Source organism: Sphingomonas sp. (genome assembly GCF_040398505.1).
In the GTDB taxonomy this organism is placed as follows: Bacteria; Pseudomonadota; Alphaproteobacteria; order Sphingomonadales; family Sphingomonadaceae; genus Sphingomonas.
This window is the reverse complement of record NZ_JBBATX010000072.1, coordinates 1-13,840: the sequence shown is the minus strand read 5'-3', so window position 1 is coordinate 13,840 and position 13,840 is coordinate 1. Positions and strand designations below refer to the sequence as shown.

Annotated in this window: 15 protein-coding genes and 1 tRNA gene; 8 read left to right on the top strand and 8 right to left on the bottom strand. The window is 65.4% G+C overall.

The window, feature by feature from the left end; all coding sequences use genetic code 11:
* On the bottom strand, positions 1-251 hold a 251-nt coding region (locus tag ABWP09_RS10020; protein WP_353205003.1), incomplete at its 3' end, for a DUF952 domain-containing protein.
* A 59-nt stretch (positions 252-310) separates the two neighbouring features.
* Here ABWP09_RS10020 and ABWP09_RS10015 point away from each other — a divergent pair.
* Positions 311-562, top strand: a complete 252-nt coding sequence (locus ABWP09_RS10015; RefSeq protein WP_353205002.1) for a type II toxin-antitoxin system ParD family antitoxin — start codon at positions 311-313, stop codon at positions 560-562.
* 77 nt (positions 563-639) lie between these two features.
* A complete protein-coding gene (locus tag ABWP09_RS10010; protein WP_353205001.1) occupies positions 640-876 on the top strand; it encodes a type II toxin-antitoxin system RelE/ParE family toxin in 237 nt (78 codons plus the stop codon).
* Here ABWP09_RS10010 and gyrA read toward each other — a convergent pair whose 3' ends face one another.
* From gyrA to yaaA, 4 genes are all read right to left on the bottom strand, one after another.
* Entirely contained in the window at positions 877-3,645 is a 2,769-nt protein-coding gene (gene gyrA, locus ABWP09_RS10005; RefSeq protein WP_353205000.1) for a DNA gyrase subunit A, read from the bottom strand.
* A gap of 110 nt (positions 3,646-3,755) precedes the next feature.
* The gene (locus tag ABWP09_RS10000) at positions 3,756-4,055 is read right to left on the bottom strand and encodes a hypothetical protein (protein ID WP_353204999.1); all 300 of its coding nucleotides are present in this window, start codon (positions 4,053-4,055) and stop codon (positions 3,756-3,758) included.
* A gap of 239 nt (positions 4,056-4,294) precedes the next feature.
* Positions 4,295-4,993 carry an SDR family NAD(P)-dependent oxidoreductase gene (locus ABWP09_RS09995; protein ID WP_353204998.1) on the bottom strand — a complete coding sequence of 233 codons (699 nt, stop codon included), beginning with the start codon at positions 4,991-4,993 and terminating at the stop codon, positions 4,295-4,297.
* Positions 4,990-5,742: a peroxide stress protein YaaA gene (gene yaaA, locus ABWP09_RS09990; RefSeq protein ID WP_353204997.1), complete on the bottom strand. Its 753-nt coding sequence runs from the start codon at positions 5,740-5,742 to the stop codon at positions 4,990-4,992. The genes ABWP09_RS09995 and yaaA overlap by 4 nt, the downstream gene beginning before the upstream one ends.
* Before the next feature lie 182 nt (positions 5,743-5,924).
* Between yaaA and ABWP09_RS09985 the strand changes: the two genes are divergently transcribed.
* Positions 5,925-7,208: a hypothetical protein gene (locus ABWP09_RS09985; protein WP_353204996.1), complete on the top strand. Its 1,284-nt coding sequence runs from the start codon at positions 5,925-5,927 to the stop codon at positions 7,206-7,208.
* Positions 7,209-7,258: 50 nt separating this feature from the next.
* Here ABWP09_RS09985 and ABWP09_RS09980 read toward each other — a convergent pair whose 3' ends face one another.
* Positions 7,259-7,726 carry an Lrp/AsnC family transcriptional regulator gene (locus ABWP09_RS09980; RefSeq protein ID WP_353204995.1) on the bottom strand — a complete coding sequence of 156 codons (468 nt, stop codon included), beginning with the start codon at positions 7,724-7,726 and terminating at the stop codon, positions 7,259-7,261.
* A 240-nt stretch (positions 7,727-7,966) separates the two neighbouring features.
* Between ABWP09_RS09980 and ABWP09_RS09975 the strand changes: the two genes are divergently transcribed.
* Both ABWP09_RS09975 and ABWP09_RS09970 read left to right on the top strand, forming a co-directional pair.
* The gene (locus tag ABWP09_RS09975; RefSeq protein WP_353204994.1) at positions 7,967-10,012 is read left to right on the top strand and encodes a histidine kinase dimerization/phospho-acceptor domain-containing protein; all 2,046 of its coding nucleotides are present in this window, start codon (positions 7,967-7,969) and stop codon (positions 10,010-10,012) included.
* Positions 10,013-10,014: 2 nt separating this feature from the next.
* A complete protein-coding gene (locus tag ABWP09_RS09970; RefSeq protein WP_353204993.1) occupies positions 10,015-11,040 on the top strand; it encodes a polysaccharide deacetylase family protein in 1,026 nt (341 codons plus the stop codon).
* Positions 11,041-11,165: 125 nt separating this feature from the next.
* Here the strand turns inward: ABWP09_RS09970 and ABWP09_RS09965 are convergent.
* Both ABWP09_RS09965 and ABWP09_RS09960 read right to left on the bottom strand, forming a co-directional pair.
* Positions 11,166-11,242, bottom strand: a tRNA-Ile gene (locus ABWP09_RS09965).
* Positions 11,243-11,336: 94 nt separating this feature from the next.
* Entirely contained in the window at positions 11,337-12,245 is a 909-nt protein-coding gene (locus tag ABWP09_RS09960) for a LysR family transcriptional regulator (RefSeq protein ID WP_353204992.1), read from the bottom strand.
* A gap of 113 nt (positions 12,246-12,358) precedes the next feature.
* Between ABWP09_RS09960 and ABWP09_RS09955 the strand changes: the two genes are divergently transcribed.
* The 3 genes from ABWP09_RS09955 to ABWP09_RS09945 all read left to right on the top strand — a co-directional run.
* A complete protein-coding gene (locus tag ABWP09_RS09955; protein WP_353204991.1) occupies positions 12,359-12,910 on the top strand; it encodes a carboxymuconolactone decarboxylase family protein in 552 nt (183 codons plus the stop codon).
* A 23-nt stretch (positions 12,911-12,933) separates the two neighbouring features.
* The gene (locus tag ABWP09_RS09950) at positions 12,934-13,401 is read left to right on the top strand and encodes a DUF4437 domain-containing protein (RefSeq protein ID WP_353204990.1); all 468 of its coding nucleotides are present in this window, start codon (positions 12,934-12,936) and stop codon (positions 13,399-13,401) included.
* 60 nt (positions 13,402-13,461) lie between these two features.
* Positions 13,462-13,840 (top strand): pyridoxamine 5'-phosphate oxidase family protein (locus tag ABWP09_RS09945; RefSeq protein ID WP_353204989.1); only part of this gene is annotated, 379 nt, incomplete at its 3' end.

Below are 13,840 nucleotides of genomic sequence, written 5' to 3'. Positions count from 1 at the left end.
AGCTGGCCGCCGCGCGATTCCTCCCATTTGAGGCCCGCGCCGAACGACCCGAGATCGATCGCGGCGACATGCAGATCGCTCTGACCGGCGAAATGCTTGTCGACCGTCTCGGTCAATTGTTCGGCGGTCGAGAAGTGCATGTAGCCATCGGCCAGATCGACCGGCGCACCCGCGAAGCTGGCGTCGCGTTCCAGCGTCGCCATTTGTTCGGCGGTGAGCACCTTATAGGCGGTGGTGGGCAGGTCGGTCATTGCGGGCTTTCGGTTGCGCGTGTATTTGTACCAGATATTGGTATCACGCGAGTTTTGGCATGGCTTCGAAAAATACGTCGGTGTGGCTCAGCGACCATTTCATCGACTTCGCCGACCGGCAAGTGGCGAGTGGGCGATACGGATCGACGAGCGATGTCGTGCGCGCCGGGTTGCGCTTGCTTGAGACGCAAGAGGCTGCGTTGGATCGGCTGCGCGAAGCCATCCGGGAGGGCGTTGAAAGCGGCCCCGCCGAGCCGTTCGATATGGCAGATTTCCTGGACGAAATGCGTCGGGAGCATGAAGCGCAGTGAGCCGTTCGGTCCGGCTCCGCCCTCGGGCGCGGCGCGACTTACGCGAGATATGGCATTATTCCGTCGAGTAATGGGGCGTGGACAGCGCCGACGATGATGTTCGGTGGCTGTTGGCGCGGATCGATACCTTGGCGACGAGCGATCATCGCGCGCGCTCGGCGGGCTATTTGTATCCTGGCCTGTTCCAGACGAGGGTCGCCTCTCACCTCATCTTCGTCCTAATCGATGACGATGGAATCGACGTCGTGCGGTTGCTCCACGAACGCATGGATGCAGCCGCACATCTTGCCGAGGATCTTCCGCCTGACCGTTGATCAGGCCCCGTCCTCCGGCCCCGCCGCGCTATTATCCCTCGTGTCCGCGCCATCGTCTGGTGCCAGTTCGACCACCGTCAGATCCCGCACATCCGCTTCGGCTTCGCCCTCGGCTTCCTCGATGCGGGCGGCGGAGACGACATGTTCGTTATTGGCGACGTCGAACAGCTTCACGCCGGCCGAATTGCGACCGATCACGCGCATCGACCCCAGGGTCGTGCGGATCACTTTCGCCTGGTCGGTCACCAGCATCAACTGATGCCCCTTGGTCGCGGCGAAGCTTGCCACGACCGGCCCATTGCGCGGGATGTTGTCGATGTTGGTGATGCCCTGACCACCGCGCCCGGTGCGGCGATAGTCATAGGCCGACGACAATTTGCCATAGCCATTCGCGCAGACGGTGAGGATGAACTGTTCGCGCGCGATTAATTCCTGATAGCGGGCTGGGTCCATCGCAGGCTCACCCTCACGCTCCTTCCACGGCGCGAACTTCAGATATTCCTCGCGCTCCTCAGGGCTGGCGCCGACGCGGTGGAGGATCGAGAGTGAGATCACCGCATCATCGCCCTTGAGCAGCATGCCGCGCACGCCGGTCGAATTGCGGCTCTGGAATTCGCGCACTTCGTCGGCGGCGAAACGGATCGCCTTGCCCGAACGGGTGGCGAGCAGCACGTCATCGTCCGAACTGAGCAAGGCGACGCCGATCAGGCGATCGTCCTCGTCAATGCCCTCGAACTTCATCGCGATCTTGCCGGCGGTGGGCACGTTGGTGAAGGCGTCCATCGAATTGCGCCGCACGCTGCCTTTGGCGGTCGCGAACATGACGTGCAGCGCAGCCCATTCGGCCTCATCCTCGGGCAAGGCCAGCACGGTCGAAATCGTCTCGCCCTCGGCCAGCGGAAGCAAATTGATCATCGGGCGACCGCGCGTGGCGGCGCCACCCTCGGGCAGCTTCCAGACCTTCATCCGGTAGACCTTGCCGAGCGTCGAGAAGAACAGCACCGGCGTATGCGTCGAGGTGACGAACAAATTGGTGACGGCGTCCTCATCCTTGGTCGCCATGCCGGCGCGCCCCTTGCCGCCGCGTGCTTGCGAGCGGAAGGTGTCGAGCGTGGTACGCTTGATATAGCCCTGCATCGTCACGGTGACGACCATGTCCTCGCGCTCGATCAGATCCTCGTCGTCGATCCCGTCGGCGGCGGCGGCAATGTCGGTTTTGCGCGGGGTCGCGAATTCCTTGCGGACTGCGACCAGTTCGTCGCGCATCACCGCATAGAGTTTGGCGCGGTCGCCGAGAATGGCGAGCAGCTCGGAGATCGAATCGGCGAGACCTTGCAGCTCGTTGCCGATCTCGTCGCGGCCGAGCGCGGTGAGGCGATGCAAGCGCAGATCGAGGATCGCGCGGACTTGCAGGTCAGACAGGCGATAGGTGTCGCCAGTGACTTCGGCTTCGACCGCTTCGACCAGCTTGATGTAGGGCGCGATCTCGGCAACCGGCCATTCGCGCGAGATCAGCGCTTCGCGCGCCGCCGCTGGGCTGGAGGAGCCGCGGATCATGCGGACGACTTCGTCGAGGTTGGTGACCGCGATGACGAGGCCTAGCAACAAATGCGCGCGGTCGCGCGCCTTGGCGAGTTCGAACTTCGAACGCCGCGTGATCACTTCCTCGCGGAAGACGACGAACGCGGTGATGATGTCGCGCAGGTTGAGCAGTTCGGGGCGCCCGCCGCGAATCGCCAGCATGTTCGCCGGGAAGGACGATTGCGCCGGGGTGTGCCGCCACAGCTGGTTGAGCACGACTTCGGGGGTTGCATCGCGCTTCAGGTCGATGACGATCCGCACGCCAAGGCGGCTCGATTCGTCGCGAATGTCGCTGACGCCTTCGATGCGCTTGTCCTTGGCGGCTTCGGCGATTTTTTCGACCAGACCGTTCTTGCCGGTCTGGAACGGGATTTCGGTGAGCACGATCGAACGGCGATCGCCGCGGCCTTCCTCGACGACGTAGCGCGAGCGGATGATGATCGAGCCGCGCCCGGTTTCATAGGCCGAACGCGCGCCCGCCTTGCCGAGGATGATCGCGCCGGTCGGGAAATCGGGGCCGGGGACGATTTCGAGCAGTTCCTCGTCGCTCGGGACCTCGCGCGCGCCGGTGCGCGAATCGATGATCGCGAGCGTCGCGTCGATCACTTCGCCAAGATTGTGCGGCGGGATGTTGGTCGCCATGCCGACCGCGATGCCGCCCGCGCCATTGACGAGCAGATTGGGGAAGCGCGCGGGCAAGACGGCGGGCTCGCGCTCCGAGCCATCGTAGTTGGGGATGAAATCGACGGTGTCCTTGTCGATATCCTCGAGCAGCGACCCGGCAACCTTGGCGAGGCGCGCCTCGGTATAGCGCATCGCGGCGGCTTTATCGGGGTCCATCGACCCGAAATTGCCCTGGCCGTCGATCAGCGGCACGCGCATCGACCAGTCCTGGCTCATGCGGACCAAGGCTTCGTAGATCGAGCTGTCGCCGTGCGGGTGATACTTACCCATCGTATCGCCGACGATGCGCGCGCATTTGCGATAGGGGCGGTTGTACAGGAAGCCGCTTTCCGACGCCGACCACAGGATGCGGCGGTGAACGGGCTTCAGGCCGTCACGGACATCGGGCAGCGCGCGCGCGACAATCACGCTCATCGCATAATCGAGATAGCTCGACTTCATCTCGTCGACGATCGAGATCGGAGCAATATCGGAAGGGTCGGCGAGCACGGTCTCGTCGGTCAATGTGCGGTGCCTTCGGCTGTGTTACGGGAATGCGACAACCCTAGCCGAGCGCAATGCAGAATGCCACCCCCACCCGCATTTCGAGCGCGCGCGGGGGCGGATTTTGAGGGTTACTGGCAGGCCTTTTTGGTCTTGTTCCCGGCGAGCGCGCAATTGTAGGTCACGGTCTTGCCATTGGCGAGCTTGGCCGAAACCATCCGCCCGCCGGGAGCAGCGGCCGGCTTGGCGCGCGGTACGGGCTTGGGCGCAGCGATCGCCGGCTTCGCTGCCATTGCCGGGGCGGGCTTGGCGGCCATGATCTTTGCAGGCGTCGGCTTTGCGGTGGGCTTGGGTGCGGGCTTCATCTGTGCGCCGGCAGCGGTGCCGCACAACAGAGCGGCGGCGGCGAGCGCGATCGGGAACCGGGTCATGGCAATCCTCTCAAAAAACGGTGTTCGGGATTGGCCCCGACACGCGAGAAGATGCGACCGTGCTACTGTCCTATCGATGGCGGACTCGTGACAAATCCGTCATTTTGGGGGTGTTTCCTTCTTCCCTCCGTTCGGGCTGAGCTGGTCGAAGCGCTGCCTCGACCAACGCAAGCGGTGCGTACGGGAGATGTGCCCTTCGACAGGCCCACGGCGAACGGGTGGGGCGGCTGCCCTCAAGCCTAAAAGGCGATTTCCTTGCCTTCGAAATCGAACAGTTTGCCGCTGTCGGGGACCTTCAATCCCTCGATCACGTCGAGCAATTGCAGCGCCGCGCGTTCGGCATCGAACAGGCGGCCGGGCTGGACATTGCCCTGGAACGGCTTTGACAGCGCGGTATCGACCGTGCCGGGGTGGAGCGTCACGACGATGCTGCGGTCGTTGCGGCGCTTTTCCTCGATCGCGATCGTGCGCACCAGCTGGTTGAGCGCGGCCTTCGACGCGCGATAGCCGTACCAGCCGCCGAGCTTATTGTCCGAAATGCTCCCGACGCGCGCCGAGAGGACGGCAAACACCGCAGGCTTGCCCTTGGCCCCGAGCGGGAGGAAATGCTTGGCGACGAGCGCCGGACCGATCGCGTTGATCGCGAAATTCCGGGCGAGCCAGACGGGATCGAGTTCGCGCATCGCCTTTTCGGGGCCACGCACCGCATCATGCAGCAAGCCGGTCGCGACGACCACTAGCGTCGGCGCCGGGCCGGTGGCGACGTGCGCGGCGGCGGCGGCGATGCTCGCTTCGTCGGTCAGGTCGATGTGCCGCGTGCCGTTCCAGCTGCGCGCAAAGCCGTGAACGATGTCGAACGCGCCTTCGTCCTCCAACGCAGCGACGAAGGCCGCGCCGATCCCGCCCGATGCGCCGATGATGACTGCCGAGCCGCTCATGCGCGGGAAAAGCGCCAGCGATCGGTTGCGCTCTCGGCCGCATCGAAACGATAGCCGTCGCTGTCGAAGCCCTTCATGTCCGCAATGTCGTTGATGCGATGTTCGCACAGCCAACGCGCCATCATCCCGCGCGCGCGCTTGGCATTGAAGCTGACGAAGCGCGGGCCGTCGGGGCCGGGTTCGCGGAAATCCACGTCGATCACACGCACGCCGCCCAGTTTGCCGAGCACGGCGGCGAAATATTCCTGACTGGCAAGGTTGAGGACAGCACCCGATCCCTCTGCCGCGACATCCGCGCGCACGGCGGTGGCGATTCGGTCGCCCCAGAATTCGTACAAGCTCTTGTGGCGCGGTGCCCAGCGCGTGCCCATTTCCAACCGATACGGCCTCATCGCGTCGAGCGGGCGGAGCAGGCCGTACAACCCCGACAGCATCCGCACATGATCCTGAGCATAGGCGATCGCCGCCTCGTCGAGCGAGCGCGGCTCAAGCCCGGTGTACACATCCCCGGCAAAGGCAAAGAGCGCGGGCCGGGCGGGGGCATCGGCGAATTCGGCAAAGCGATCGGCGTTGAGCTTCGCCAGCGTCGGCGAAATGTGCATCAATTGCGCCAGACGTTTCTGTGTCAGGTTTGCCGCCGATCGCGCGAGCGCTTCCGCTGTGTCGGCGAAGCGCGGCTCGGTCGCGGTAAGCGGGGGCAAGGGGCGCTCGTAATCGAGCGTCTTGGCGGGGGAGAGCAAGGCGATCATCCGGGTCCGGTTAGGCGGATGGCGCGCGCACGTCAAAGCCTCGTGCTGCGCAGATCGGAGCCGATGGGTTCAAGCAGCGTTAAGGCCCTGGGCGGCAACGCGGTTGCTTGACGGTACAAGCGGCGGCGCTAGACCGGCGCCAGCAATCCGCCGCGCGCCGCGCCGCATGAGGAGAGTTCGCAATGAAGATGGTTTCCAAACTTGCCTTGTCCGCCGCTGTGGTCATCGGACTGAACGGGGCGGCCTTGGTCGCGCCTGCGATGGCCAAGAAGAAGGAAGAGGCCCCGGCCGCACCGTCAATCTCAAAGGAAGCGCGCGCAGCCGCGATTGAGGCGCAGGCCGCACTCGCCGCGACGCCGAAGGATCTGGTGAAGGCAGAGGCCGCGCTCAACACCATGGATGGCGTCGCCAAAACCGACTATGAGCGCTACCTCGCACAGGGCATCAGGTTGGCGCTCGTCGACGCGCAGACCAAGAGCCTGCCGGAAGCGCAGCGGATTGCCGCGCTCATCCCGATCCTCGATGCCTTGTTGGCCAATCCCGCAACGCCAGCCGCCGAGCTCGCGATCCGCAACAATGAGCGTGGCGGTTTGGCCTATGCGCTCAAAAAGTACCCCGACGCGCTGCGTTACTTCATGCGCGCGCGCGAACTCGGCGTGAACAATCCCGATCTGATGTTGCACATCGTGCAGTCCAAGGTCGAGACGGGCGACGTGAAAGGCGGCGTTGCCGAGCTCGGTACCGCGATCGCAGCAGAAAAGGCGGCCGGTCGCAAGGCGCCCGAGGCCTGGTATAAATATGCCTTCAGCCGGTTGGGCAAGGCGGGCGATCAGGAAGGTGCCGATCAATGGACGGCAGCGTGGCTGACCGAATATGGCACTGCGCCGAATTGGCGCGGGGCGATCTACACGTTCGGGTTCCAGGGCCCGGCGGCGATCAAATACAGCAAGAATAAGATCGATCTCTACCGGCTGTTATGGGCGTCCAAGAGCATGGCCGGTCAAAAGGAATATATCGATTATGGCGATGCCGCGCTGACGGTCGGCCTGCCGAATGAGACCAAGACCGTGATCGAGGAAGGCCTCTCGTCGGGTGTTATTCCGGCTGGCAACATCACCGGAAACGAATTGCTGGCGCGCGCGAAGACCGGAATCGCCGGCAGTGCCCCGCTCGCGGTCAAGGAAAAGAATGCGCTGGCGGGCGCAAAGGGCGATCTCGCCCAGCAGGCTGGCGATGCATATTTCGGCACGCGCAACTATGCCAAGGCGATCGAAATGTACCGTTTGTGCGAGACCAAGGGCGCGCCGGACGCCGATCGCAACAATCTCCACCTCGGCATGGCGCTGGCGCTTTCGGGTGATCGTGAGGGAGCGAAGGTCGCGCTCGCGCGCGTGAGCGCCGAGCCGAACAAGGCGATTGCGCGGTTGTGGACGGTGTTCGTCACGACCCCGCCGATCGCCGCGTAAGGCGGAAGCAACCAATAAGGAGGGCGGCTCGCGGGCCGCCCTTTTTCGTGTCAGGCGTGCCGGATCGGAATGCCCGGCAGCGCTTTGGCGGTGCGGATCGTCAGCGAAGTCTTGACGCTGGCGACGTTGGGCGCCGGCGTCAGGTGCGTCATCAAAATGTCCTGAAAGCTTTTCAGGTCGCTCGCCACGATCTTCAGGATGAAATCGATCTCGCCATTGAGCATATGGCATTCGCGGACCTCAGGAATCGTCCCGACATGGTCTTCGAACGCGGCGAGATCATGCTCGGCCTGACTGCGCAAGCTGACCATCGCAAAGACGGTGATGGGATAGCCGAGGATCGCGGCATCGATTTCGGCATGATAGCCGCGAATCGCCCCGGCTTCCTCCAGCGCACGGACACGGCGCAAACATGGGGGTGCGGTCAGCCCCACCCGCTCGGCCAGATCGACATTGGTCATGCGACCATCGTCCTGTAGCAGTTCCAGGATACGTCGGTCGATCGAATCGAAAGGCATTACAGTCCGCTCCCCGGGCATGCGTGTTTCGCATCGCCGCATCTGCCTTCAGCATAAGATAATTGCCGACGAACGCAATTGTCCCACATTGCGACGCATCGAATCCCTGAAGCGACTCCGCTTGGGGTTACAACGACGGCCAAGCTCCGTTAAGAAATCGTTACGGCGCTTTCGCGTCCGGATCGGGAATGAGCCGCATTGCGCTTCGACGACAGTTTGGAAACGGTTCTTTCGGCAGAAATGTCTTCGTCGTTTGGCGCGCAATCGACGTGGCGGCAATTGGTCGATTTGATCGGGCGGGGGCGCGTGTCGGGGAACGCCTCGGCAAATGACGCAGCGATCGCCCGGCTGCGGATGATTCGCGGCGATGTCCCGCCGCCGATTCGCGCGGCGAGCGCGCGGGCGCTGGCCTTTGCGATGCCGCCGGTCGATTTGGTCGCGGTGTTTGCCGAAGACGAGATTGCGGTGGCTGCACCGGTCTTGCGTGCGGTGCAGCTATCGGGGGCCGAGTGGCGCAGCTTGCTGCCCCGGCTGTCGCCTGCGGCGCGTTCGATCCTGCGCCACCGCCGCGACCTGTCACCCGACGTCGAGCGCGCGCTTGAGACGTTTGGAAGCGTCGATTTCGTGTTGGGCGCGCCGTCGGCGGACGCAGTCCCACCTGTTATGCCCCGCGCTGCGGCTGACCCCAAACCCGTAGCAATCGCCGCTGCCGAGGCGCTCCTCATCACCGCGCCAGAGCCAGTCGTCGCGATCGACTGGACCGAGATTGTCGGCGATGCGGTCGTGGCCGAGTCCGCGGTCAACGTCGCACCTGCGACCGAACAAGGACCGATTGCGCCCAACGCACCGCTGGTGATCGACTGGACCGATCTGGTCGGCGATGCCGTGATGCCGGAACCATGTGTCGCTCCGGCCGCGGTCGGCGACGCGGCTCCTGCGCCAGCCGTCGACCTTCCCGAAACGATCGCCCCAGTGTCGCCATTCGTGTCGATCGCCGACGTTGCGGCGGGGCTGCCGGTCGTGGCCGAGGCGCTGCGCCAGGCGGAACGCCCGGTGCCGGTTCCCGTGCCCGCCGCAGCGCTGCCGTCGATTGCGCCGTTGTCGGCGGGCAACCGCCAACGTGCCGACGGCACCTTTCAGATTTCCGAACTGGTCGCGCGGATCGATGCGTTTCAGCGTCAGCGCGAGCAGGCTCCAACCGCTGCGCCGACGCTTGAAATTCAGCCCGAGCTGTTCGCGCGCGAGCCGACCCAGGCCGAAACCTTCCGCTTCGAAACCGACGCGAACGGCATCGTCCGCTGGATCGAGGGGGCAGCGCGCGCGCCCTTGATCGGGCTGTCGCTCGATCTCGCGCCGCGTCCGGGCGGATCGCGCGTCGATGGCGTTGCGGCGGGGGCGTTCCGGCGCCGCGCCGGGTTCGCCAATGCGCGGCTTTTGGTCGAGGGCCGTTCCGATGCCGCCGGCCAATGGCGAATCACCGGAATCCCGGTGTTCGACCGGGCAAGCGGGCGTTTCACCGGCTATCGCGGCACGGCGCGCCGCCCGCGCCCCGACGAAACCGCTGAGCCGGCGCGCGAGACGCGCAACCCCGCCGCCGATGCGCTGCGCCAGCTCGTCCACGAACTGCGTACGCCGACCAACGCGATCGCTGGCTTTGCCGAAATGATCGAATCGCAAATGCTCGGGCCGGTGCCTGCCCCGTACCGCGCGCACGCCGCTGCGATCCGGGGACAGGCGAGCGGCTTGCTCACCGCGATCGACGATATCGACATGGCGGCGCGGATCGAAACGCACGCGCTCGATCTGCGGCCGGGCGATGTCCCGGTTGCGCCGTTGCTCGACCGCATCCTTGCCGATCTGGCACCGCTCGCGACGCTGCGCGGTGCCGTGCTCGATCGCTATGTCAGCGACGATGCGCTGGCGATTCTGGGCGATGACCGTGCGGTCGAGCGGTTGATGGCGCGGCTGATGGCGACGTTGGTCGCATCGGGCAGCGCGGGGGAACGGATCGGCGTCGCCGCAACGGGTGAGGAGGGCACGGTAGTGATCGTGTTCGACCGGCCCGCAGCGCTTGCCGCCTATGCCGAGGAAACGTTGCTGACGATCGATGCCGAGGCCGAAGCCGAGCGAGACGGCGCGCCGTTGCTCGGCACGGGTTTTGCGCTGCGCTTGGCGCGCAATCTGGCGGCGGAACTGCGCGGAAGCCTGACGATCGGCGACAAGGCCTTGACTTTGCGCCTGCCCGCCGCCTTCTCTGCCACAATGGAGCAGGCTTTTTCTAACTGATCGTGGCCGTCGCTGCGCCATCCGCCGCCGCACCGGTCGAGCGCTATCGTCCGCCTGCGCCCGCGCCCGGGGATCTCATCGACTGGCCCGATGCTTTCGGCACGCGCTTCACGGTGTTCGTCGATACCGAGGAAGAATTCGACTGGGATGCGCCGCTTGCGCGCGACGCGCACGGCGTCTCCGCGATCGCCGCCTTGCCCGAGGCGCACCGCCGCTTTGCCGAACGCGGCGTGCCGCTGACCTATATGATCGATTACCCGATCGCGACCGATGCGCGCGCGACCGACATCCTGCGCAGCTGTCTTGCCGACTGCGTGTCGGCGGTCGGCACGCAATTGCACCCGTGGGTCAATCCGCCGTTCGACGAAGCGCTGACGCCCGCCAATAGCTATGCCGGGAATTTGCCCGAAGCGACCGAGGCGGCGAAGATCGACGCGCTGACCGACGCGATCATCGCGGCGTTTGGCCCGCGCCCGCTGGCCTATCGCGCCGGCCGTTATGGCATCGGACCCAACACGCTGCGCCTGCTCGCCGCGCGCGGCTATCTGCTCGATAGCTCGATGCGGTCGCGCTACAGCTATGCCGACGATGGCGGGCCGGATTTCGCGGATATTGCGAACCATGCGTTTCGCGCCGGGCCGATGATCGAAGTGCCGCTGACCACCGTCTATACCGGCCGCGCCCGGGCAGGCGGGACGCGGTTGTACCGGCTGCTCGCGGCGGTCCCGAAGGGGCGCGGACTGTTTGCGCGGGCAGGCCTGCTCTCGCGCGTTGCGCTGACGCCCGAGGATATGCCCGTGAAGGACGCGCTTGAGGCGATCGCGGTCGCGGTGGGGGAGGGGCTGCGGCTGCTCAATTTCGCGTTCCACTCGCCATCGGTCGCGCCGGGTTTCACGCCCTATGTCCGCGATGCCGCCGATCTCGCGCGCTTTCACGCGTGGTGGGATGCCGTGCTCGCCGATCTTGCGCGGCGCGGGGTGCGGGCGGCGTCGCTCGACCAGATCATCGCGGCGGCGGGGCGCGGGTGAGGCGGGCTCCACGCTGCGCCGTCCGACGCAGCAAAGCTGCGCTTGGTGGCGCGGCTTTGTTGCGCTGATCGTGCTGGTTCGCGTGCGAACGAGCTGCGCGCTTTCGTCTCGCAAACGGCGCAACATGGTGGGCCCGGCAGGACTTGAACCCGCAACCTATCCGTTATGAGCGGACAGCTCTAACCAGTTGAGCTACAGGCCCCCGCGACCTGCGTTAGCCGCGAGCAGCGGTTTCTGGCAAGCCCGCGCGGCCGCAGGATCGGTTTGGCGGCATCGAACCGACCGACCGCGCCTGCTCAAGCATAGGTCTCCTCGATCCGGTCGAGCGCAATTTTGAGGCGCGGCGCGACGAAGTCCAGAAAGGCGCGCAGTTTGACGGGCAACAGCGGTTGCGGGGCATGGATCAGATGGACCGGCAAGCGATCGACCGTTTCTTGCCGCAGCAGCGCGACCAGCCGACGATCGGCAACGGCGCGCGCGGCCTGATACGACATGACGCGGGCGATCCCGAGACCCGCCATGGCCGCGGCGATCACCGCGTCGGCGGTGTTGACCGAAAAGCGCGGGCGAATCGTGACGGTCTGTGCGCCCGCGCCAAACGGCCAGTTGCGATAGGTCTGGAGTCCCTCGAACGCGATGCAGTTATGTTCGCTCAGTGCGGCGGGCGTCGCGGGCTCCCCGCGCTCGCGCAGATAGTCGGGACTTGCGCAAATCACCCAGCGCACCGCGCCGACGCGCCGTGCGACCAGGCTGCTATCGGGCAATTTGCCGATCCGGAGCGCGACATCGACATGGTTCTCGGTCAGATCGACCAGCGCGTCCGAGAGGAGCAGCCGGACCGAAACCTCCGGATAGGCCCCGAGAAACTCGTGGATGATCGGCGCGACGTGCAAGGTGCCGAACAGGATCGGGGCGGTGACGAGCAGTTCGCCGCGCGGCGCGCGATACTCGCCCGAGGCGGCGCGTTCCGCTTCCCCGATGTGTTCGATCACGCGCCGCATCGCCGCGACATAGGCCGCGCCCGCCTCGGTCAGGATGAGCTTGCGGCTGGTGCGGATGACAAGCTGTGTGCCGAGATGCGCCTCGAGATCGGACACGCGACGGCTGACCGTCGGCAAGGGCAGCGTCATGCTGCGCGAGGCAGCCGACAGGCTGCCGCCGTCGACGGCGGCAAGCAATGTTCGGATGGCCTCGAAGCGGTCCATAAACCTCTCATAAAACGGAAGGGTGCGTTATGAAAATACCGGATACTGGGTAAAAACGGAAGGCCCTATTTCACGGCCATGGCCAGTCCCGGCCATGACCAAGGAGCCAATCCATGTCCCGCATCATGACCCCCGCCACCATTGCCGACGCCCCCGCCAAATCGCAGCCGCTGCTCGAAATGGTCAACGCGCAGCTCGGCGTCGTCCCCAACATGTTCCGCCTGATTGCGAACAGCCCAGCCACGCTCGAAGGATATCTCGGCGTTGGTGCAGCGCTCGCCAAGGGCGCGCTGCCCGCCGCGACGCGCGAGCGGATCGCGCTCGCCGTCGCCGAGGTGAATGGCTGCGACTATTGCCTGTCGGCGCACACCTATCTCGGCCGCAACCTCGCCAAGCTCGACGATGCGGAAATGACCGCCAACCGTTCGGGCGCGTCGAACGACCCCAAGGCCGATGCCGCCGTACGCTTTGCCGCAACGCTGGTGCGCGAGCGCGGTCAGGTCAGCGATGTCGATCTCTCGGGCGTCAAGCTTGCCGGCTATAGCGATGCGCAGATCCTCGAGATCCTCCTCCACGTCGCGCTCAACACCTTCACCAATTACGTCAACGAAGCGCTGAAGACCGAGATCGATTTCCCGGTCGTCACGGCGCGCAAGGCCGCTTGAGCTGGGCAGGGAGGAGCATCGTCATGACACGCACCACCGCTTTCCGCACGACCATCGTCGCATTCGCGATTGGCCTTTCCGGCCTTGCCATGGCACAGGACGCGCCGGCCCATCCGGTCCACGAAGGGCCGTCGGTCAGCATCGCGGCCAAGGACGTGACCTTTGTCAAAACCGGGGTGAAGGCCGCGGCCGGGGAGCTCGAGGCGGGTCCCGCTTACGGCAATCTGCAGACGGGTCGCCACGGCACCTTCATCCACATGCCAGCAGGCTTCGTCAGCGCGGTTCACACGCATACCGAGGATTATTATGCGGTGGTGGTGAAGGGCGTGGGTGCCAACGACCCGGTCGGTGCCACGCCGAAGCCGCTCACGGTCGGATCCTATTGGTTCCAGCGCGGTGAGGAGCCCCACGTCACCCGCTGCCTGTCGAAGACCGACTGCCTGTTCTTCATCGTCCAGCCCGGCACGTTCGATTACGTTCCGGCCAAGTGACTGGGCCGCCCCGGAAGGCGATGCTTTCCGGTGCCTCGCCATCTGCAAAGAGGATCTCGCATGACCCCCAGCAGCGACATTGCCTTCACCCCGACTGTAAAGGCGTTGCAGAGCGCGCGCGGATCGCGCGCTGCCTATGCCAAGATGGAGGCGCGCGGCGGTTTTCGCGACCAGATCGACGAGACGCTGATCGCGTTCCTGGCGCAAGTCGACACGGCCTATCTCGCCACCGCGAATGCCTCGGGCCAACCCTATGCCCAGCATCGCGGCGGACCCAAGGGGTTCATCCGGGTGCTGGGTCCGCAGACCCTCGGCTGGGCGGATTATGAGGGCAATCGGCAGTACGTCTCGACCGGCAATCTGGCCGAGAATGACAAGGCGTTCCTGTTCCTGATGGACTATGCGCACAAACGCAGCATCAAGCTGTGGGGGCGGGCGC